This window comes from Streptomyces sp. TBY4 (assembly GCF_024213195.1).
Lineage (GTDB): Bacteria > Actinomycetota > Actinomycetes > Streptomycetales > Streptomycetaceae > Streptomyces.
Window position 1 is genome coordinate 511,389 of the sequence record NZ_JANAVF010000005.1, and the last position, 20,262, is coordinate 531,650.

At 72.3% G+C, this 20,262-nt stretch carries 17 protein-coding genes and 1 other RNA gene; 4 read left to right on the forward strand and 14 right to left on the reverse strand.

Annotation, left to right across the window (positions count from 1 at the left end):
- Positions 1-403: 403 nt before the first annotated feature.
- From NLX94_RS15705 to NLX94_RS15730, 6 genes are all read right to left on the reverse strand, one after another.
- On the reverse strand, positions 404-2,731 hold the full coding sequence (locus NLX94_RS15705; RefSeq protein ID WP_254383321.1) for a UvrD-helicase domain-containing protein: 2,328 nt from the start codon (positions 2,729-2,731) through the stop codon (positions 404-406).
- 128 nt (positions 2,732-2,859) lie between these two features.
- Positions 2,860-3,429 carry an ABATE domain-containing protein gene (locus tag NLX94_RS15710; RefSeq protein ID WP_254383322.1) on the reverse strand — a complete coding sequence of 190 codons (570 nt, stop codon included), beginning with the start codon at positions 3,427-3,429 and terminating at the stop codon, positions 2,860-2,862.
- Between the two features lie 60 nt (positions 3,430-3,489).
- Positions 3,490-4,035: a GNAT family N-acetyltransferase gene (locus NLX94_RS15715; RefSeq protein WP_254383323.1), complete on the reverse strand. Its 546-nt coding sequence runs from the start codon at positions 4,033-4,035 to the stop codon at positions 3,490-3,492.
- 66 nt (positions 4,036-4,101) lie between these two features.
- Positions 4,102-5,247, reverse strand: coding sequence for a uroporphyrinogen-III synthase (locus NLX94_RS15720; RefSeq protein WP_254383324.1), 1,146 nt, complete (start codon positions 5,245-5,247; stop codon positions 4,102-4,104).
- A 155-nt stretch (positions 5,248-5,402) separates the two neighbouring features.
- The gene (locus NLX94_RS15725; RefSeq protein ID WP_254383325.1) at positions 5,403-6,773 is read right to left on the reverse strand and encodes a NarK/NasA family nitrate transporter; all 1,371 of its coding nucleotides are present in this window, start codon (positions 6,771-6,773) and stop codon (positions 5,403-5,405) included.
- 122 nt (positions 6,774-6,895) lie between these two features.
- On the reverse strand, positions 6,896-7,861 hold the full coding sequence (locus NLX94_RS15730; protein WP_254383326.1) for a LysR family transcriptional regulator: 966 nt from the start codon (positions 7,859-7,861) through the stop codon (positions 6,896-6,898).
- A gap of 262 nt (positions 7,862-8,123) precedes the next feature.
- On the opposite strand from NLX94_RS15730, the gene NLX94_RS15735 reads away from it, so the two are divergent.
- Positions 8,124-9,392, forward strand: coding sequence for an MFS transporter (locus NLX94_RS15735; protein ID WP_254383327.1), 1,269 nt, complete (start codon positions 8,124-8,126; stop codon positions 9,390-9,392).
- Between the two features lie 28 nt (positions 9,393-9,420).
- Positions 9,421-9,675 (forward strand): type II toxin-antitoxin system Phd/YefM family antitoxin, encoded by a 255-nt coding sequence (locus NLX94_RS15740; protein WP_254383328.1) that lies wholly within the window; start codon positions 9,421-9,423, stop codon positions 9,673-9,675.
- Between the two features lie 88 nt (positions 9,676-9,763).
- Here the strand turns inward: NLX94_RS15740 and ssrA are convergent.
- The 5 genes from ssrA to ftsE form a co-directional block, all read right to left on the reverse strand.
- Positions 9,764-10,152: a transfer-messenger RNA gene (gene ssrA, locus NLX94_RS15745) on the reverse strand.
- 127 nt (positions 10,153-10,279) lie between these two features.
- Complete coding sequence (smpB, locus tag NLX94_RS15750) at positions 10,280-10,765, reverse strand: SsrA-binding protein SmpB (protein WP_254383329.1); 486 nt, start codon at positions 10,763-10,765, stop codon at positions 10,280-10,282.
- 18 nt (positions 10,766-10,783) lie between these two features.
- Positions 10,784-12,022 (reverse strand): S41 family peptidase, encoded by a 1,239-nt coding sequence (locus NLX94_RS15755; RefSeq protein WP_254383330.1) that lies wholly within the window; start codon positions 12,020-12,022, stop codon positions 10,784-10,786.
- A gap of 67 nt (positions 12,023-12,089) precedes the next feature.
- Positions 12,090-13,013: a permease-like cell division protein FtsX gene (ftsX, locus tag NLX94_RS15760; RefSeq protein WP_254383331.1), complete on the reverse strand. Its 924-nt coding sequence runs from the start codon at positions 13,011-13,013 to the stop codon at positions 12,090-12,092.
- A gap of 17 nt (positions 13,014-13,030) precedes the next feature.
- On the reverse strand, positions 13,031-13,720 hold the full coding sequence (gene ftsE, locus NLX94_RS15765; RefSeq protein ID WP_243337359.1) for a cell division ATP-binding protein FtsE: 690 nt from the start codon (positions 13,718-13,720) through the stop codon (positions 13,031-13,033).
- A 225-nt stretch (positions 13,721-13,945) separates the two neighbouring features.
- Here ftsE and NLX94_RS15770 point away from each other — a divergent pair, with 225 nt between their 5' ends.
- Positions 13,946-14,140 carry a hypothetical protein gene (locus tag NLX94_RS15770; RefSeq protein WP_254383332.1) on the forward strand — a complete coding sequence of 65 codons (195 nt, stop codon included), beginning with the start codon at positions 13,946-13,948 and terminating at the stop codon, positions 14,138-14,140.
- A 114-nt stretch (positions 14,141-14,254) separates the two neighbouring features.
- Here NLX94_RS15770 and prfB read toward each other — a convergent pair whose 3' ends face one another.
- Positions 14,255-15,364: a peptide chain release factor 2 gene (prfB, locus tag NLX94_RS15775; RefSeq protein WP_254383333.1), complete on the reverse strand. Its 1,110-nt coding sequence runs from the start codon at positions 15,362-15,364 to the stop codon at positions 14,255-14,257.
- Between the two features lie 313 nt (positions 15,365-15,677).
- Here prfB and NLX94_RS15780 point away from each other — a divergent pair, with 313 nt between their 5' ends.
- A complete protein-coding gene (locus NLX94_RS15780; protein WP_254383334.1) occupies positions 15,678-16,700 on the forward strand; it encodes an isopenicillin N synthase family oxygenase in 1,023 nt (340 codons plus the stop codon).
- A gap of 138 nt (positions 16,701-16,838) precedes the next feature.
- Here NLX94_RS15780 and NLX94_RS15785 read toward each other — a convergent pair whose 3' ends face one another.
- The gene (locus NLX94_RS15785; RefSeq protein WP_254383335.1) at positions 16,839-18,083 is read right to left on the reverse strand and encodes a serine/threonine-protein kinase; all 1,245 of its coding nucleotides are present in this window, start codon (positions 18,081-18,083) and stop codon (positions 16,839-16,841) included.
- A gap of 181 nt (positions 18,084-18,264) precedes the next feature.
- Complete coding sequence (locus NLX94_RS15790) at positions 18,265-20,058, reverse strand: serine/threonine-protein kinase (protein WP_254383336.1); 1,794 nt, start codon at positions 20,056-20,058, stop codon at positions 18,265-18,267.
- Positions 20,059-20,262 lie beyond the last annotated feature (204 nt).

Genomic DNA, 20,262 nt, shown 5'->3' on the forward strand with positions numbered 1-20,262 from the left:
CCGGCCGAAACATGGCAGGTGCGGCAGGACCTGTTGTCCGATCGTCCCACCTACCAGCCGGTACAAGGTAACCAGCTACAAATTTCGGAAGAACTCTTCCACCATACGAGATAATAGACGGCTGGGGAATGGGTGGCCCATACAAAAAAGGTCCGCGCCCCCCACTGAGTGGAGGACGCGGACCTGGTTCTTCCTACGTCTATGACACCGACCCGCCATGCTCGCCTCGCGGCAAGTGGTCGCTCTAGGCGACTAAGGTTGGGCCCGGGGGCTTGGATCGAGTCGGTGCCGTAACCCAGGCTAACAAAGGTTCGCCGGAAGTGATCCCCCCACCGGCGACCGGTTGCTGGACCACGCCCTTGGCCGCCGACCAACCGGCCCTACGGCCGGTCCCGCCACCCGCCTACGGCTGCAGCAGCGCCGCGACCCCCTCGGCGTCCGGGGCGTCCCGGTCGGTGGAGATGACCGTCAGCTGCTGCGTGGCACGGGTCAGGGCCACGTAGAGCACCCGCAGGCCCGCCGGGGACTCGTCCGCGATCTCCGCCGGGGAGACCACCACGGTGGCGTCGTACTCCAGGCCCTTCGCCTCCAGGCTGCCCAGGGCCACCGCCCGCTCCCCCAGGTCCACGAGCCAGCCCGCGGCCTCCGCGCGCCGGTCCATGGCCACGACCACGCCGACCGTGCCGTCCACCTGCTCCAGCAGCCGCCGGGTCTCCTCCACGACGGTGGAGCGCAGGTCCCCTGCGTCGGGCACCGCCGTGAAGCGCGGCCGCAGGCCCGTGGAACGCACGGCCGTCGGCGGCTCCGTGCCCGGCGCCGCCAGCTTCAGCACCCGCGAGGCGACCTCGGCGACCTCGGCCGGGTTGCGGTAGTTCACCGTCAGGGTGAACTTGCGCCGCGGCCGCGTGCCCAGCGCCTCGTCGCGCGCGGCGGCCGCCTCCTCGGGATCGGTCCACGAGGACTGCGCCGGGTCGCCGACCACCGTCCACGTGCCGCCCCGGCCGCGGCGGCCGACCATCCGCCACTGCATCGGCGTCAGGTCCTGCGCCTCGTCGACGATGACGTGCGCGTACTCGGTGCGCTCCGCAGCGATCCGCTCGGCCCGCTCCCACTGGGTCTCCTCGCGGCCCGGCATCAGCTCCTCCAGACCGCTCAGCTGGTCCAGCGGGTCCATCTGCCGCTTCTTCTTGGGCCGCGCGGGCGCGCCCAGCAGCTGCTGGAGCTCGTCCAGCAGCGCCACGTCGTGCACCGACAGGGCGCCCTTGCCGTCCGGGCCGACCCGGCGCAGGGAGCGCGCCACCTGGCGGGTCTCGCGCGGGTTCAGGTCCCGGCGCGACCAGCGCGCCAGGCGCCGCTCGTCCGCCATGGAGGCCAGCACCCCGCGCGGGGTCAGCTCGGGCCACCAGGCGTTCAGGAAGTCGATGAACGCGTCCTCCGTCGAGATGTCCTCGTCGAAGGCGGAGCGCAGCTCGGCCGCGAGCTCCGGGTCGCTGTGCCGGCCGGACCCGCCGGACTTCGAGTACAGCGCGTCCAGCAGCAGCTTGCGGGCGCGCGGGCGCAGCAGGTTGACCGGGGCGGTGCCGGACAGGACGTTCTGCCGGATCCGGTCGAGGTCGCCGGCCTCCAGCTCCTGGCGGCGGCCGAAGGCCACCACGCGCAGCCGGTCGGGGGCGGGCGCCCCGCCGGGACCGCCGAGCTCCAGGGCTCCCCGTACGACCTTGCGCATAACCTTCAGCATCCGGGACGAGCCCTTGATGCGTGCGGTGGCCGGGTCGTCGTACGTGGTGGCCTCGGCGCCGTCGACGAGCGAGCCGAGCGCCCGGATGGCGACCTGGCCCTCCTCGCCGAGGGAGGGCAGGACGCCCTCGGTGTAGGCGACCAGCAGCGGGGTCGGGGAGACGATCAGGATGCCGCCGGAGTAGCGCCGGCGGTCCTGGTAGAGCAGGTAGGCGGCGCGGTGCAGGGCGACGGCGGTCTTGCCGGTGCCGGGGCCGCCCGCGACCTCGGCGACCGAGGCGGCGGGCGCCCGGATGACGAGGTCCTGCTCGGCCTGGATGGAGGAGACGATGTCGCGCATCGAGTGGGTGCGGGCCCGCCCGAGGGCGGCCATCAGGGCTCCGTCGCCGATGACGGGCAGCTCGTTCCCGCCGAGGAAGGCGGTCACCTCGGGGCGCATCAGGTCGTCCTCGACGCCGAGCACCTTGCGGCCCTTGGAGCGGATGACGCGGCGGCGCACGACGCGGCCGGGCTCCTTGGGGGTGGAGCGGTAGAACGGCGCGGCCGCGGGGGCGCGCCAGTCGATGACGAGCGGCGCGTAGTCGGAGTCGAGGACCCCGATGCGGCCGATGTGGAGCGTCTCGGCGATGTCGGCCGTGAGGTCGGTGCGGATCGCGTCGTCGGCGGGCTCGACGGAGGTGAAGGCGCCGTCCGGGCCCCGCTCCCCGTCCTTGCCGAGGACCAGGTCGATGCGGCCGAACAGGAAGTCCTCGAACTCGTTGTTGAGACGGTTGAGGTGGATCCCGGCGCGGAACACCTGCGCGTCCCGCTCCGCGAGGGCGCCCGGCGTGCCGACCTGGCCACGCTTGGCGGCATCGTTCATCAGGAACTCCGCCTCGTGGATCTTCTCCTCAAGGCGTCGGTACACGTGATCGAGATGCGTCTGCTCGACCGCGATCTCCCGATCGCGGACGGAATCCGCCGTGCTGTCGACAGCGGCATTCTGCGCGGCCACCAAGGCCCCTTTCTGACGTGCATGGGCAGCCGTCAACCGTACGCGAAGGGGCCCGCCCGCGCACGCCCCTTCCGGGACGGCTCGCGGATCAGGACGAAGATCACGCCCCGCGACGCCCGCCGGCAGGGTCAGCCCGGGCGGGATGCGAGGACGCGCCGCCGGTGCCGGGCCACCCGCTCGCGGTTTCCGCAGAGCTCGCTGGAGCACCAGCGGCGGCGGTGGCCGCGCGAGGTGTCGAGGTAGACCCGGGCGCAGCCGTCGCCCGCGCAGGCCCGCAGCAGTTCCCGCTCGCCCGGGTCGGTGAGCAGTTCGACGGCGTCCCGGGCCACGGCGGCGAGCAGCCCGGCGCATTCGACGCCGCCGCACAACTCCCGTACGAGGTGACCTTCTTGGTCCTGCACTGCACACAGTCCCGGGGGTGGACCGGCGGCCGCCGCGTTGACCCGGGCCAGTGCGTCCCCGGGCGGCGCGGCTCCGGCCAGCTCGGCCCGTACGAGGCTCCCGACATCGGCGCGCAGCACCCGGAAGGCTTCCACCCAGTCGTCCCCGACCCGGGTGAGCGGGGTCCGGTCGGGCACCAGCCCGGCTCCGGTCAGCCACAGCCGCAGCCCGTCGCCGTCCCGGATGCCCTCAGTGCTCGCGTGGGGACCGGAAGTCGCCACCAGGTCCAGGCAGACCCGCCCGGAGTCGAACCACATGCCCGTCACCGCCTCCCGCTCGGGGCGTGCCCCCAGAGTGCCCGCCTGCGGTCCGGGAGGCTAGGGGGCGGGCGGCTCGTCGTTCAGCAGCAGCTGGAAGAGGCGGTGGTCCTGCCAGTCGCCGCCGACGTGCAGGAAGCGGGGCGCGAGCCCGTACGGCTCGAAGCCCGCCTTCTCCAGCACCCGCTGGGAGGGCAGGTTGTCCACCCTGGTACCCGCCTCGACCCGGTGCAGCCGCTCCTCGTCGCGGGCGATCCGGCAGAGCTCGTGCAGCCCGGCGGTGGCCAGGCCCCGGCCGGTCCAGGCCTGGTCGATCCAGTAGCCGACGGAGGCGCTGAGCATCGGCCCGCGCACGATGTTCTGGAGGTTCATCACGCCGACCTGCACGCCGTCGTCGGCCACCAGCACGAAGGTCCGCGCCCGGCCGCCCTCCTGCTCCGCGAGGAGCCCTTCGATCCGGGCCCGCTGCCCGGCCTCGGTGTAGAAGTCCTCGTCCCGCCAGGGCTCGTAGGGCGCCATGTACTCCCTGTTGCGCACCAGCGTCTCGGCCCTGCCCGCGGCGTCTTCCAGCCGCAGGCCCCTCATCTCCACCCCGTCAATGATCATCCGTGCACGCTAACGGATCACGGGCCGGCCGCCCAGCCCCCGGACCCGGCCCCGGGCCCGGCCCCCTCAGTCCGCGCACTCCCCCGCGTCCAGCGACAGCCGGTAGCCGCGCTTGACGACGGTCTGGATGAGGTTCGGCGCGCCCAGGGCCACGCGCAGGCGGGCCATCGCCGTTTCCACCGCGTGCTCGTCGCGGCCCGCGCCCGGGAGGGTGCGCAGGAGTTCGGAGCGGGCCACGACCCAGCCCGGGCGCCGGGACAGGGCCCTGAGCAGGGCCATGCCGGCCGGCGGTACGGGGCGCAGCTCGGCGTCGACGAGGACCGCGTGGCCGCGCAGTTCCAGGCGGTGGCCGGCCACCGGCAGGACGCGGGCCCGGCCCGGGAGCTCCTGGCACAGGAGCTGGACGAGGGGTCCGAGCCGGAACCGCTCGGGCTGCACCGTGGGCACGCCCTCCGCCTGCAGCGGCAGGGCCGTCACCGGTCCCACGCAGGCGGAGAGCACCGATCCGCCGGTCAGGGCCTCCAGCACGGGTTCCCGTACGCCCCGCTCCGCGGCGCGTGAGAGCAGCGAGGCCGCCGCCGGGGCGGAGGTGAAGCTCACCGCGTCCACCCCGCCCACGGCCACCGCGTCGATCAGCCGGTCCAGCGGCCCGAGGTCCTCGGGCGCCATCCACCGGTAGACGGGTACGCCGACCACCTCGGCCCCGCCCGCCCGCAGGGCCTCGATGAACCCGGGCAGCGGCTCCCCGTGCAGCTGCAGGGCGATGCGCCGGCCGGCCACCCCGGCCGCGAGCAGCCGGTCCAGTACCTCGGCGAGCGATTCCGAGCGCGGGGACCAGGTCTCCACGAGCCCGGCGGCCCGGATCGCACCCTTCACCTTCGGTCCGCGCGCCAGCAGTTCGGTCTCCCGCAGCCGCCCGAGCAGTTCCTCGCCGAGCCCCCACCCGTCGGCGGCCTCGATCCAGCCGCGGAAGCCGATGGCGGTGGTCGCCACCACCACGTCGGGGGCCGAGGCGATCAGCTCCTTGGTCGCGGAGAGCAGTTCGGCGTCGTCCGCGAGCGGCACGATCCGCAGGGCGGGCGCGTGCAGCACGGTGGCCCCGCGGCGGCGCAGCAGGGCGATGAGCTCGTCGGCCCGCCGGGCGGCGGTGACCCCGACGGTGAATCCGGCGAGCGGGCCGGCCGGCGGCGGACCGGTGTGGATGTCGTGCATGGTGACCTGCCTCGCGCAGTGGTCGGGTCCGGTGTCGGGTCCGGCGTCGCGTTCACACGCACTCGTGAGGTTCGCGTGGACCGAGCCTGCCCTGGGGGCGTATCAGGCTCGGTTCACGCGTATTTCGGGGCCGTTAACCGGCGGGGTGACCGCCGTTACACCGAGGTGAGCTGCGGCTTCGTCTCCGCCCCGGCCGTGGGGATCATCACCTGGGCGGGCCGGCGAAGGTATACCGCCCAGGTGACGGCGCAGCACACCGCGTAGAAGCCGAGGAAGGTCACGAAGGCCGCCGTGCCCGAGCCGGAGCTCAGGAAGGCCTCCCGGAAGACCAGGTTGATGGCGAGCCCGCCGAGCGCGCCGACCGCGCCGATGATTCCCATGGAGGCGCCGGACAGCCGCCGCCCGTACGCGGCCGCCTCCTCGCCGCTCATCCCGCGGGCCAGCGCCTTCGCCTGGAAGATGCCGGGGATCATCTTGTAGGTGGAGCCGTTGCCGAGCCCGCTGAGGACGAACAGCCCCACGAAGCCGACCAGGAACACCGGCAGGGATTCCCGTACCGAGGCCAGGATCACCACTCCGGTCGCCGCCGCCATCACCACGAAGGTGCCGAGGGTGATCCGCGCGCCGCCGAAGCGGTCCGCGAGGGCACCGCCGACCGGCCGGATCAGCGAGCCGAGCAGCGGTCCGATGAAGGTGAGCGAGGCCGCCTGGAGCGGGGTGCGGCCGAACTGCGTCTGGAGCACCAGGCCGAAGGCGAAGCTGTAGCCGATGAAGGAGCCGAAGGTGCCGATGTACAGGAAGGCCATGATCCAGGTGTGGCCGTCGCGGACCGCCTCCCGTACGGCCCCGGTGTCGTTGCGCACGGGCGCCAGGTTGTCCATCCGCACCGCGGCGAGCACCGCCGCGATCACGATGAGAGGGATGTAGGCGCCGAGCAGCAGCCGCGGGTGGCCGGCTCCGGCCGTACCGATGACCAGCAGGGCGGCGAGCTGGACGACGGGGACGCCGATGTTGCCGCCGCCCGCGTTGAGGCCCAGCGCCCAGCCCTTCTTGCGCAGCGGGAAGAAGGCGTTGATGTTCGTCATCGACGAGGCGAAGTTCCCGCCGCCGACCCCGGTCAGCGCGGCCACCAGCAGGAAGGTGGTGTACGAGGTCCCGGGCTCCATCACCAGCCAGGCGGCGACCGTCGGCGCGAGCAGCAGCAGGGCGCTGAAGACCGTCCAGTTGCGGCCGCCGAAGCGGGCCACGGCGAAGGTGTAGGGCACGCGGACCACGGCGCCCACGCAGGTGGCGGTGGCGATGAGGGCGAACTTCCCGGCGGGGTCGATCCCGTACTGCGGGCCCATGAAGAGCACCATCACGGACCACAGGGACCAGATCGAGAACCCGATGTGCTCGGAGAGCACGGAGTAGATCAGGTTGCGGCGGGCGGTCTTCTCGCCCGTCTCCCGCCAGAAGGTCTCGTCCTCGGGATCCCACCGCTCGATCCAGCGGCCACCCTTGCGCGGTGCGGTCGTACTGGTCATCACACGCCTCCACAGCTGCTGCGATCACGTCGCGCTCGTCGCGTCCCGTCCGTGGTGACGACCGTAGGAAGGGCTCGTTTCAGCCCCGGTCCCCGCCGGATGACCGGCGGGAAACCTTGCACTCACCCGCCGTCCGGTCCCGGTGTGAGCGCGGGCAGCCAGCTGTCCGGGGGCACCTCCAGCCAGCCCTGCCCGGCCCCGAGCTCCGCGGCGGCGCGGCGCAGCGCGTCGATCCCGGGATGGCTCGATCCCTTCCGCCAGACCATGGAGAGCGGCGACAGCGGCACCGGGGCGGTCAGCGGGCGCTTGACGCAGCCGGGCATGTCGACGAAGCCCACCGTCGCGAGGACGGGACAGCCCGTCTTGGCCATGACCCGGCGGAACTCCTCCTTGCCCACCGCCACCGGCGCGGGCGGCGCGGAGGCGATGCCCCGGCCGGCGAACAGCTCGCGCGCCAGCCCGGTCCACTCCACGGTCCGCGGATTCCCGGCCCCGGTGTACACCGTCTCGCCGCGCAGCGCCTCCAGCGGTACGGAGTCCAGCGCGGCCAGCGCGTGCCCCTCGGGCAGCAGCACCGCGAGCGGCTCGTACCGTACGGGCGTCCGCGCGAGGCGGGCCCGCAGCGCCGGGGCGAGGCCGTCGGCGTACCCGAAGGAGACGTCGAGGCGGCCCGCCGCGATCTCGGCGGCGGCGTGGGTGAGCCCGGACTCGAAGCGGGCCATCAGCTCGCAGTCGGGGGCGAGTTCGCGGGCCCGGTCCAGGACGCTGCGGGCGGTGCCGGGGCCGTCGGTGTTGAGGTCCACGAGCAGCGGCCGGGGCGCGCCGGCGGCGAAGGCTGCCGCCAGCTCCTCGTGCGCCCGCAGCACGCCCCGGGCCAGGGGCAGCAGCCGCTCCCCGTCCGGGGTCAGCTCCACGGCGCGGGTGGTGCGGACGAACAGGGGCGCGCCCAGGGCCTGTTCGAGCCGCCGCACGTCCCGGCTGAGGGCCTGCTGCGCCACGTAGAGCCGGGCGGCGGCCCGGGTGAAGTGCAGCTCCTCGGCGACGGCGAGGAAGGCGCGCAGCAGTCGGGGTTCCACGTCTCGGGGCATCACTCGCGGAGACTAACAACGCAGAGCGGTGAATGCCCCCCGAACAGGTGTTGGACCGCGGGCGTCGTCGCGCCGGAAGGTGGATCCCATGCCCACACCTGCCGAAGCGCCCGGGCCGGGTGCCACACTCGCGCCCGCACCCACCACACTTTCCGGCCCGGCTGCCACCCCGGCACGGTCCGGCCCGGCTGCCACCCCCGCGCGGCCCTGCCCGCCCGGCCGGCCCAGGACACCCGGCCGGTCCGGGACGCCCGGTCCCCTGATGGCCGTCACCGGCACCACCCTGGTGCTCACCGCCGCCCCGGCGCAGCAGGAGCGCGCCTCCCACCCCTCCCGCGCGGCGCAGCCACATCGCGCCCCCGGCCCGTACCGCCGGCTCTTCGTGATCCCCGGCACCCGCGGGTTCACCGCCGGGAACCTCATCGCCCGGCTCCCCACGGGCATGTTCGGGGTCAGCGCCGTCATGATGATCGCCGGGCAGCGCGGCTCGTACGCCCTCGCCGGAGCGGTCGTCGCGGCCGGTCTGGCCGCCACCGCCCTCGTGGCGCCCTGGACGGCCCGGCTGGTGGACCGGCACGGGCAGGCCCGGATCGCCGTGCCCGCCACCCTGATCGCGGTCCTCGGCTCGCTCTCGCTCGTCGTGTGCGTCCGCACCGGCGCCCCCGCGTGGACCCTCTTCGCCTCCTACGCCGCCACTGCGACCACCCCCAACATCGGCGGCATGTCCCGCGCCCGCTGGACCCACCTGCTGCGGGACGATCCGGCCGCCCGGCACACCGCGATCTCCTTCGAGCAGGCCGCGGACGAACTGGCCTTCATGCTGGGGCCGGTGGCCGCCGCCTTCCTCTGCACCGCCGTCTTCCCGGAGGCGGGCACCCTCGCCGGGGCCGTGCTCCTCCTCACCGGGATGCTGGTCTTCACCGCCCACCGCGCCACCGAGCCCCCGCCGGCGCCCGCGGTCCGGGGACCCTCCCCGCTCCGCGCCCTGGGAGCACTGCTGCCGCTCTTCCTCGTCCTCGGCGCGATGTTCGGCTCCATGGAGATCACCTCCATCGCCCACCTCGGCTCCCACGGACTCGGCGCGCTCTCGGGCCCGGTCCTCGCCCTCCAGGCGGCCGGTTCCTGCGCCGCCGGCCTGCTCTACGGCACCCTGCGCCCGCGCACGCTCCCCGCCTGCCTCGGCCTCCTGGCCCTCGCCATGGCCCTGCCCTGGGCGGCGGCGGCCACCGGCTCGCTGCTCCCCCTGGCCCTGGCCCTGCTGCTGGCCGGCATGGCCACGGCCCCGGTCATGGTCACCGCGATGTCCCGGATCCACGCCGTGACCCCGCCGGGCCGCCTCAACGAGGGCATGACCCTGGCCGTCACCGCGATCTTCACGGGCATCGCCGCAGGCTCCGCAACGGCCGGCGCCGCAATCGACCACTGGGGCCCCACCACCCCGTACGCCCTCCCGGCAGCAGCAGCCCTACTGGCCCTCCTCCTGGGCAGCGCGAGAACGGTACGCGTTTTCGGTACCGGTCAGGTGCGGTAAACAGGTAGCACCGAAAGGGGCGTGCCTCATGTCCATGAGTGCCGGCGAAGCCAGGGCGGCCTTCTTCCACCTCATCGAGTTGGTCAACACCGATCACACGCGGGTACGCATCACCTCGAAGAGCGGCGACGCCGTCCTCATGGCCGCCGACGACTACGACTCCTGGCAGGAAACCATCCACCTGCTCGGCTCCCCGGAGAACGCGAAGCGCCTGATGGAAGCGGTCACCCGCGACCGCGAGGGCGCGCCCGCGGCCACCGGGAGACCTGACCCGAGCCGCTGAAGGATGACCTGTCCGACCACCACTACTGACAGCACACGACAAAGGCCCCGCAGCCTGATGGCCGCGGGGCCTTTGCCCAACATGGGGTTTGTGGAGATGGCGGGAATCGAACCCGCGTCCAACGGTGCAGAAGTAGGGCTTCTCCGAGCGCATTCCGCTGCGCTTTTCTCGGCCCCGGAGATCACACGGACAAGTCTCCGACGGGCTCAGTCACTGTTTGATTTCCCTCTATCCCCCGTGACCGGAGTTAGAGGTTTAGATCCCTAATTGACGCCAGGATCCGGACCGGGACCACTTCCGGGCTGACGCTCCTCACAGAGGCTTCAGCTCACTGTTATTAGGCAGCGAGGGTGAAGCGGGAGTTATCGCTCTTGGAGTTGGCGATTATTGTTTGCGACATATGGTTAACGAGATCATTGCCGCTTCCTCGGCTCGCTTCCCCTACATCGACAGCCGATGTCGAAACCGATCATCCCCATGTTTCACGCTGTTCAGTTATGAGATCCGGCAGGTGCTCTCCATGCGTCCTGCCCGACCGGCACCACTCGCAAGCGCGTGGTGCTGACGCCATGGTACGCGAAGTGGACCACCGCGTGCCAGGAGATTAAAGCTGGCCGCGCTCCTTGCGCTTCACGGCCGAGATCACGCGGTTCGTCTCGCGCGCGTCCTGCTTCTCGCGCAGCGCCTGCCGCTTGTCGTACTCCTTCTTGCCCTTCGCCAGCGCGATCTCGATCTTCGCCCGGCCGTCCTTGAAGTACAGGGCGAGCGGCACGATCGTGTTGCCCGTCTCCCCCGTCTTCGACTCCAGCTTGTCGATCTCCTCGCGGTGCAGGAGGAGCTTGCGCTTGCGCCGCGCGCTGTGGTTGGTCCAGGTGCCCTGGCTGTACTCCGGCACGTGCACGTTGTAGAGCCAGGCCTCGCCGCTCTCCACCGACACGAAGCCGTCCACCAGCGAGGCACGGCCCTGGCGCAGGGACTTGACCTCGGTACCCGTGAGCACGAGGCCGCACTCGTAGGTGTCGATGATCGTGTAGTCGTGCCGCGCCTTCTTGTTCTGGGCGATCAGCTTGCGCCCTGTTTCCTTAGCCATAGTGCGGTCATTTTCGCACTACGGACCCACTCCGATGCCACCCAATACCGTGCGGGCCCGCTCCTCGACCCGGTCAGCCGCCGCCAGGTCCGGGGTGATGCCGGTGCCGTCCAGGCTGCGGCCCGCCGGAGTGCGGTACGTGCCCACCGTCAGCTCCGCCACCGACCCGTCCGGCAGCTCCGTCGGCATCTGCACCGAACCCTTGCCGAAGGTGCGGGTGCCGACCGCCACCGCGCGGCCGCGGTCCTGGAGGGCTCCGGTCACCAGCTCCGCCGCGCTCATCGTGCCGCCGTCGATCAGCGCCACCAGCGGCCGGGCCGTGTCGCCGCCCGGGCTCGCGTAGAGGGCGCGCTGCGCGCCGCGCACGTCGTACGTCGCCACCAGCCCGCCGTCCAGGAAGGCGGAGGCGGCCGTCACCGCCTCGGTGACCAGGCCTCCGGTGTTCCCGCGCAGGTCGAGCATGACCCCGCCGCCGGCCGGTGCGGCCCGGACCGCCGCGCGGACCCGGTCGCCGGAACCCCGGGTGAAGGAGGCGACCTTGATGACCGTGATCCCGCCGGGCAGTTCCCGTACCGTCACGGACTCGCTGCGCAGCTCCTCGCGCCGCACGGTCTCCGTCAGATCGGCCCCGCCGCGGGTCAGCTTCAGCTCCACCGGGGTACCGGCCTCGCCTCGGAGCAGGGCCACCACCTCGGCCACCCTGAGTCCGGTCACGCCCTGCCCGTCGATGCTCAGCAGCCGGTCCCCGGCCCGCATCCCGGCCCGCGCCGCGGGGCTCCCGGGCTGGACCCGGTCCACCTCGATGCGGCCGTCGCGCAGCCGCCCGGCCCACAGGCCGACGCCCGTCCAGCGGCCGTCCAGGTCGTCGGCGAAGGCCTCGTACTCCCCCTGGTCGTACACCACGCCCCAGCGGTCCCCGCTGCGGCTGACCACGTCCTGGGCCGCCGACTTTGCGGACTTGCCCTCGGCGACGGCCTCGGCGACCGCGCGGGCCACCGCTTCCCGGTCGGCGGTGGCCGCCTCCCGGCGCGCCTGCGCCGGCACCGGCAGCCGCGGCTGCTCCTGCGGCCCGGGCGCGGCGGGCTCCGCACGCGCCACCAGCCCGGAGGCGCCCGCGAAGGCACCGGAGTCGGAGTCCCCGCTCCCGGTGCCCGCGCCGGCACCCACGGCGGCAAGGAGGACCAACGTCAGAACGGCCCCGCGACGCACGTCGCGGGGCCGGATACAGAAGTCGGGAATACTCGGCAAGCCCAGCATGGCGCCGAGTCTAGGACAAGGCCCGCGGCGGTACGGGTGGTTGGCCGTACCGCTCGCGGGGCGCTCGTCACACCTTCAGGTACTTGCGCAACGCGATGAACGCGGCCAGCGAGGGCATCAGCACGCCGATGACCAGGACGAGCGGCAGCTTGGTCAGGACCGAGTCCCAGCCGATGAAGTTGATGAGCTCCATCTTGTCGCGCAGCGCGGCGCCGTGGTCGATCACGAAGTACTGGCCCGCGCCGAGCATTCCGCAGGCGAGGAGCGCGCCGATGAGGCCGGCGAAGGCGGCCTCCATGATGAACGGCACCTGGATGTAGAAGCTGGAGGCGCCCACCAGGCGCATGATCCCGGTTTCGCGCCGACGGCTGAAGGCCGAGACGCGCACCGTGTTGACGATCAGCAGCAGCGCCACCACCAGCATGATCAGCATGATGCCGAGGGCGGCGATGTTGAGGTAGCCGAGGAGTCTGAAGAGGTTGTCCAGCACGGTGCGCTGGTCCTCGACCGACTGGACGCCGTCGCGCCCGGAGAAGGAGGTCGTGATGACCTTGTACTTCTCCGGCTGCTTGAGCTTCACCCGGAAGGACTCGGGCATCTGGTCCGGGGTGATGGACGCGGCCAGGGCGGTGTGCCCGAACTGCTCCTTGTAGTGCTTGAAGGCCTCGTCGGAGGACTCGTAGGAGACGGCCTCGACGAGGTCCATGCCCTTGAGCTCGGCCTCCAGGGCCTGCTTCTGCTCCGGGGTCACCGCCCCCTTGGAGCAGGAGGCCCCGTTGGTCGCCTCGGCGTCGTTCTTGTTGCAGAGGTAGATGGAGACGTTGACCTTGTCGTACCAGTACCCCTTCATCTTGCTCACCTGGTCGCGCATGAGCAGGGAACCGCCGAACAGGGCCAGCGACAGGGACACGGAGATGATGACCGCGAAGGTCATGGTCAGATTGCGGCGGAGACCGACCCCGATCTCCGACATGACGAACTGGGCGCGCATCGCGTCTCAGGAGCCTTTCAGTGCTGGTAGCCGTAGACGCCGCGCGACTGGTCGCGGACGAGACGGCCCTGCTCGAGTTCGATGACGCGCTTGCGCATCTGGTCGACGATCTGCTGGTCGTGGGTCGCCATGATCACGGTGGTGCCGGTCCGGTTGATCCGGTCCAGCAGCTTCATGATGCCGACGGAGGTCTGGGGGTCCAGGTTGCCGGTGGGCTCGTCCGCGATCAGCAGCGCCGGCCGGTTGACGAAGGCACGGGCAATGGCCACGCGCTGCTGCTCACCGCCGGAGAGCTCGCCGGGCATCCGGTCCTCCTTGCCGCCTAGGCCGACGAGCTCGAGGACCTGGGGAACGGCCTTCTTGATCTCGCCCCGCGGTCTGCCGATGACCTCCTGGGCGAAGGCCACGTTGTCGGCCACCGACTTGTTGGGCAGCAGGCGGAAGTCCTGGAAGACGGTCCCCAGCTGGCGCCGCATCTGCGGAACCTTCCAGTTGGAGAGCTTGGCGAGGTCCTTGCCCAGGACGTGCACCTGGCCGTGGCTCGCCCGCTCCTCGCGCAGGATGAGCCGCATGAAGGTGGACTTGCCGGAGCCGGAGGAGCCGACCAGGAAGACGAACTCGCCCTTCGCGATGTCCAGGGAGACATCTCTGAGTGCGGGGCGGCTCTGCTTCGGGTAGGACTTGGAGACGTTGTCGAATCGGATCACGGGTGCACCACGGTCGCCGGGAGTAGGTGTGCGTGACCATACGCGAACAGGCGCGAGGTGTGGACCCGGCGTCCGGAGTTGCCCGATATATCCCCTGGTCCGAGAGGTGCCCGACCGCGATTGCCCGGAGGGGCCGCGCCGAATGTCACCGAAGCTGGCACAGTGGGAAGGGGAACGGACCGGTTCCCGCGACCGTTGTAACCGAGGGGACGAAAGGAGGAGCGCATGACATATGACCGGCTCGTGTGCGCGAACTGCGCCGCACCCGTCAGCCAGGGCCGCTGCCCGGTGTGCCGGGCGAACCGGGAGCGCCTCCAGCAGGAGGGCCCCTTCTCTGGCGGTCTGAACCCGGTGGCGCTCGTCGCGCTGCTGGTGATCCTGGTGGCCGCGCTGGCACTGGTGGCCCAGCAGACGGCGTAGTCGCCATAGTCGCAAACGGCGCGGTTCCTCAGCCGCCACGTCCCGATCAGACGCAATGACGGAAGGGCCCGGACACCTCGACGGCGTCCGGGCCCTTCCGATGCAGCTGCGTGCTTACGCGGTCTGCTCCTGCTGCTTGCGCCAGCGGATCCCGGCCTCCAGGAAGCCGTCGATCTCGCCGTCGAGCACCGCCTGCGGGTTGCCGACCTCGAACTCCGTCCGGAGGTCCTTGACCATCTGGTACGGGTGCAGGACGTAGGAGCGCATCTGGTTGCCCCAGGAGCTTCCGCCGTCCTTGAGGGCGTCCATCTTGTCCTTCTCCTCCTGGCGGCGCCGCTCGAGCAGCTTGGCCTGGAGGACGTTCATCGCGGAGGCCTTGTTCTGGATCTGCGAGCGCTCGTTCTGGCAGGACACCACGATGCCGGTCGGCAGGTGCGTGATGCGCACCGCGGAGTCGGTCGTGTTGACGCCCTGGCCACCGGGGCCCGAGGCGCGGTACACGTCAACGCGCAGCTCGGCCTCGTCGATCTCCACGTGGTCGCTGGTCTCGACGACCGGCAGCACCTCGACGCCCGCGAAGGAGGTCTGGCGGCGGCCCTGGTTGTCGAAGGGCGAGATCCGGACGAGGCGGTGGGTGCCCTGCTCGACGGAGAGGGTGCCGTAGGCGTACGGGGCCTTGACCACGAAGGTGGTCGACTTGATGCCGGCCTCTTCCGCGTACGAGGTCTCGTAGATCTCGGTCGGGTAGCCGTGGCGCTCGGCCCAGCGCAGGTACATGCGCTGCAGGCGCTCGGCGAAGTCGGAGGCGTCCACGCCGCCGGCCTCGGCACGGATGTTGACCAGCGCCTCGCGCTCGGCGTACTCGCCGGAGAGCAGGGTGCGGACCTCCATCTCGTCCAGTGCCTTGCGCACGGAGACCAGCTCGGTCTCCGCCTCGGCGAGGGTGTCCGCGTCGTCCATCTCCTGGGCGAGGTCGAACAGCACCGCGAGGTCGTCGATGCGCCCGCGCAGGGTCTCGGTCTTGCGGACCTCCGCCTGGAGGTGCGAAAGCTTGCTCGTGATCTTCTGAGCGGCCTCCGGGTCGTCCCACAGGGACGGCGCGGCGGCCTGCTCCTCGAGCACGGCGATTTCTGCCCTCAGCTTGTCGAGGTCCAGGACGGCCTCGATCGACCCCATGGTCGAGGAGAGGGACTTCAGCTCTTCGGAAACATCGACGACTGCCACGGGTCCAGCGTAGCCGGTCCCCGGGGGCCGCTCTCCGGGCAGGCCGAATCACCCGTACTAATGAGGGGTCGTACGGGCGTACGCTGCCGGTATGACCGTCCTCCTCGTCAAGCGCCGCCATGTGGACCACATGCGTGTCACGACGACGAGCTGTCTGCCGCCGGACCACCCCCAAGCCTGATCCACCCCGATCCGACTTGGTCCTGTACGCGGCCTCGCGGTCCCGGCGCCAACCCAGCCGGCGGCCCTCCCCCGGCCGCGGCCCCCGCCACCCCTGGGGACAGGGCCCCGTGACATCCGAAACGGAGCCGTCATGCCGTCCGCGCACCCGTCTTCCCCTGCTTCGCCCTCCCTCCCGGTCCTGGACCTCTCCCAGGCCGATGATCCGGCCCTGCGCGATTCCTTCCGCAAGCAGCTGCACGCCGCCGCCCGGGACAGCGGCTTCCTGCACCTCACCGGACACGGGATCAGCGCCGCCGAGACCGCCCGCATCCTGGAGCTGACCAGGGCGTTCTTCGCCCTCCCGGAGGCGGACCGGCTGGCCGTGAGCAATCTCAACTCCCCGCACTTCCGGGGCTACACCCGCATCGGGCACGAGCTCACCGGGGGCGCCTCCGACTGGCGCGACCAGCTCGACGTGGGCGCGGAGCGGGAAGCCCCGGAGGTGGGACCGGACGACCCGGCGTACCTGTGGCTGGAAGGCCCGAACCAGTGGCCCGAGGCGCTTCCGGAACTGCGGGAGGCGGTGCTGGAGTGGCAGTCCCGGCTGGCGGCGGTGGCCCACCGCCTGCTCCAGGAGCTGCTCGCCTCGATCGGCGCCCCGGTGGACTTCTTCGACGCGGCCTTCGCGGACCGGCCCCACCTGCACACGAAGCTGATCCGCTACCCGGGATCCGCCCCCACGGGCACCGACCAGGGGGTCGGGGCCCACAAGGACTACGGGTTCCTCACCCTGCTCCTCCAGGACTCGGTGGGAGGGCTCCAGGTGGTCCGGGACGGGGCCTTCCTGGACGTGCCCCCGCTGCCGGGGGCCTTCGTGGTCAACCTGGGCGAGCTGCTGGAGATCGCGACGGAGGGGTACCTGACGGCGACGGACCACCGCGTGGTGAGTCCGGCGGGGGGTGTGGAGCGGTTCTCGGTGCCGTTCTTCTACAACCCGCGCCTGGACTCCGTCATCGAGACGGTCCCGGGCGACTACCTGGACGCGGCGCCGGGGATAGCGCACGACGCGTCGAACCCGCTGCACGCGGAGTACGGCCGCAACGAGCTGAAGGGCTGGGTCCGGGCCCACCCGGCGGTGGCCCGCCGCTGGCACCCGGAACTCACCGGGGCCTAGCCCCGGACCCCCGGAGCCCCGTAGGACGGCCTTGGCATGGGAGCCCCGTGCGGGGCCGCGGCCGGGGAGCCCTGCGGGGCGAGGTCCCCTACCCGCCCTTCCACCGTTCCCCGGGGGCCAGCCCCCGGACCCCCGGGGCTACGGGGTCGTCGAGCCCGACTGTTTGTTGTCCTGGGGCGGCGCCGAGTCGGAGGAGACGGCCAGCCAGCCGCCGACACCGACAGCGGCGGCCAGGGCGACGGCGGCAGCCGACAGCGCCAGCCTCCGCTTGCGGACGGTCTCCGCCCGGTGCCGGGCAGAGCCGGGCCGGTGCCCCCCGGCGGGCCGCGGCACCCGGGCCGTGCCCAGGGCTCCCCCCGCCAGCTCGTCCGGCCCCGGCACCCGCATTGAGGTGTGGGTGTCCCGGTTGGAGTCCGTGGAAGAGCCGGGCACCAGAGGAACCACACCCCGCCGCCGCACCGGATCCGCGGCCGCCTCCGGTTCCGTGAACTCCGCCTGCTCCGGCTCGTCGGGCTCGTCCACGTCCAGCGGCGGCATCCCCGCCAGCAGCGGCAGCAGGTCCCGCAGCCGCAGGGAGAGCTCGGAGGCCCGCAGCCGCGAGGCGGGGGCCTTGGCCAGGCACTGGACCATCAGCTGCCACAGCTCGTCCGGGATGCCGGGGAGCGGGACGACGGTTTCCGTCACGTGGCGCCGCAGCACCGCCCCGGGGTGTCCGCCGCCGAACGGCGTGAAACCGGCGAGGAGTTCGTACAGCACGGTGGCCAGGGCGTAGATGTCCACCGCCGCGCGCGGCGGCAGCCCCTCCACGATCTCCGGCGCCAGGTAGTCGGGCGTGCCGATGATCCGGGTGGTGGGGGCCGAGGCCCGTCCGCCGGTGGCCCGGCGGGGGGAGTCGATGAGCTTGGCCACGCCGAAGTCGGTGAGCAGCGCGGGGTGCGCGCCGCCGGGGCCGAGCGGGCCCTGCATGTCGAGGAGGACGTTCTCCGGCTTCACGTCCCGGTGCACGACCCCCGCCGCGTGCGCCGCGGCCAGCGCGTCGGCCACGTCCGCGACGATGGCGACGGCCGCCTCGGGGGCGAGCCGCCGCTCCCGGTCGAGGCGCGTGCGCAGGTCCGTACCGCGGACGAGGTCCATGACGAGGGCGAGGTCGTTGCCGTCCACGACGAGGTCGCGGACGCAGACCACGTGCGGGTGCTCCAGGCCCAGGAGCGCGCTGCGCTCCTGGACGAACCGTCCGACGAGTTCCTGGTCGGACGCGAGGTCCTCGCGCAGCAGTTTGACGGCGACGGGGCCGTCGGGCCCCTCGCCGAGCCACACCGTGCCCGCGCTGCCGCGTCCCAGGATCTGGTGCGCGGTGTACCGGCTGCCGATCTTCCGTGCCACAACTGCTCCCTCAGCGGCTGGCGTACGTGCCAAAGCTACGCGGCCGGGTGGGGGTTGTAGTCCACGGATCGCGGCGACCTTCACTTCTGCGGGCGAAATCACGTCCTGGAAGTCGACAAATCCACGAAGTCACCGGTACAAGGCCCGGTTCAGGCGGATTGTGCCGGTACCGCTCGGAGGGTCAGCTGCCCGTGCCTCCGCCCGCGCTGTCGCCGATCGTGGTGACCCAGTCCACGGCGTCCGAGCCCCAGGTCCACACCTGGTCCCACCAGCCGCGGCCGGTGCCGATCCACTCCTGGAGCGGGGTCAGCTCCCACACCAGCCAGCCCGCGACGAAGAACACCAGGATCATCACCAGGCAGCCCTTGAGACAGCCCAGGCCCGGGATCTTCACCGGGTTCGCGCTGCGCCGCGGCTCGCGGGGCTCCCGCCGCTCCGGCTGGCGGCCCGGCGGCGGACCCTGCGGGGGCTGCTGCTGGGGCGGCGGCTGGGGCTGGCGGTACTGGGGCTGCTGCTGAGGCTGCTGGTACTGCTGAGGGTGCTGCTGCTGCGGCTGGTAGTGCTGCGGCGGGGGCGGCGGCGCGTACTGCTGCTGCGGGTACTGCTGAGGCTGCTGGTACTGCTGCGGTGGCGGGGCCTGCCGGTACGGCTGCTGCTGCGGGGGCTGCTGCGGTCGCTGCTGCTGGGGCCGCTGCGGCTGCTGGTACTGCTGCTGCGGGGGCGGAGCCTGGCGCTGCGGCCGGCGGCGCAGCGGGTCCTCGCTCGGGTCGAGGTACTGGATCTGCGTCTGCTCGTTGCGGTCGCGGGCCGCCTGCATCTGCGACTGCCACGGGTGCGGCTGGTCCGGCCGCTGCACGGGCGGCATCACGGAGGTCGGGTCGGCAGCGCCGGGCGCCCCCGCGGCCGGGAGCACCGACGTGGCGTCGGCCGCGCCGACCGGCGGCATCACGCTGGTCATGGCGTTGGGGTCGTAGGCCCCCATCGGGGAGGCACCGACACCGGCCGCGCCGGGCAGCATCTGCGTCGGGTCCGCGGCGCCCGGGGTCTCGGGCACCGGCGCGGGCGAGGGGTCGGGCGCGAGGAGCGCGCCGACGCCGAGGGCGGCCTCGACCTCGGCGGACGTGGAGTGCACGCCGATGCCGGAGGCGACCACGCGCAGGCCGCGCGCCAGGGTCTCCGCGCTGGGGCGCTCGTAGGGCTCCTTGCGCATGCAGCGCTCGATGACCGTCCACAGCGGCTCGGGCACGTTCGGCGGGCGCTGCGGCTCCTCGCTGAGGTGGCGGTGCAGGACCTCCAGCGCGGTGCCGCCGGCGAAGGGCGGCCGGCCGGTGAGGAGTTCGTAGAGCAGGATGCCGGCGCCGTAGATGTCCACGGCCGAGGTCTGCGGGCGGCCCTCGGCGGACTCGGGGGCCACGTAGGCCGGGGTGCCGACGAACTCGTGCGTGCGCGTCAGGCCCGGGGAGTCGGCGAGGCGCGCGATGCCGAAGTCGGTGAGCATCGGCTTCATCTGGCCGTCGCGCTCGTCGACCAGAACGTTGGCGGGCTTCAGGTCGCGGTGGACCACGCCGTCGGCGTGGCTGGCGGCCAGCGCGTCCGCGATCTGGGCGGTCAGCAGGCTCGCGGCGACCGGGCTGAAGGGGCCGTTCTCGCGCAGGTACTTGTGCAGGTCCGGACCGTCGATGAGGTCCATGACCAGGGCGAGGAGATCGCCCTCGACGACGAGGTCGCGGGTGCGGACGATGTTGGGGTGGGTCAGGCGCAGCAGGACCGAGCGCTCGCGCAGGAAGCGCATGACGATGTCCGGGTCCTGGGCCAGCTCCTCCTTGAGGACCTTGATGGCCACGGTCTCGCCGGGGTGGCCGGCCACCGCCGCCTCCGCACCGGCCGCCTCACGCTGGCGGGCGCGCCAGACGGTGCCCGTGGCGCCGCGCCCGAGCGGCTCCTCGAGCAGGTACTTGCTGCCGACTGGCCGCACGTCGCGCGCTCCCTGCTGTCATCGATTCCGGCGAGTGGTCCGTGCTGGTTCCCGCCCGGTCCACGCCTGATCTGCGAAATGGTTTTCCGGCCCACTCTAGGGCTTGTCCCGAGGGAAGACGCGGGGTGAGGGAGGTTGGTTGCCGCACATATGCGCGAAGGGTGATGTTTGCGGCGTATGCCGGGGGCGATTTTCCCGGCCTTC

Excerpts from the sequence above, each read along its gene's own strand:
- NLX94_RS15770 (WP_254383332.1), top strand. The coding sequence starts at position 13,946 with ATGACATATGACCGGCTCGTGTGCGCGAACTGCGCCGCACCCGTCAGC.
- NLX94_RS15755 (WP_254383330.1), bottom strand. The coding sequence starts at position 12,022 with ATGCTGGGCTTGCCGAGTATTCCCGACTTCTGTATCCGGCCCCGCGAC.
- NLX94_RS15720 (WP_254383324.1), bottom strand. The coding sequence starts at position 5,247 with ATGCACGACATCCACACCGGTCCGCCGCCGGCCGGCCCGCTCGCCGGA.
- NLX94_RS15715 (WP_254383323.1), bottom strand. The coding sequence starts at position 4,035 with ATGATCATTGACGGGGTGGAGATGAGGGGCCTGCGGCTGGAAGACGCC.
- ftsX (WP_254383331.1), bottom strand. The coding sequence starts at position 13,013 with ATGCGCGCCCAGTTCGTCATGTCGGAGATCGGGGTCGGTCTCCGCCGC.
- NLX94_RS15780 (WP_254383334.1), top strand. The coding sequence starts at position 15,678 with ATGCCGTCCGCGCACCCGTCTTCCCCTGCTTCGCCCTCCCTCCCGGTC.
- NLX94_RS15740 (WP_254383328.1), top strand. The coding sequence starts at position 9,421 with ATGTCCATGAGTGCCGGCGAAGCCAGGGCGGCCTTCTTCCACCTCATC.
- NLX94_RS15735 (WP_254383327.1), top strand. The coding sequence starts at position 8,124 with ATGGCCGTCACCGGCACCACCCTGGTGCTCACCGCCGCCCCGGCGCAG.
- smpB (WP_254383329.1), bottom strand. The coding sequence starts at position 10,765 with ATGGCTAAGGAAACAGGGCGCAAGCTGATCGCCCAGAACAAGAAGGCG.
- NLX94_RS15710 (WP_254383322.1), bottom strand. The coding sequence starts at position 3,429 with ATGTGGTTCGACTCCGGGCGGGTCTGCCTGGACCTGGTGGCGACTTCC.
- NLX94_RS15730 (WP_254383326.1), bottom strand. The coding sequence starts at position 7,861 with ATGCCCCGAGACGTGGAACCCCGACTGCTGCGCGCCTTCCTCGCCGTC.
- NLX94_RS15725 (WP_254383325.1), bottom strand. The coding sequence starts at position 6,773 with ATGACCAGTACGACCGCACCGCGCAAGGGTGGCCGCTGGATCGAGCGG.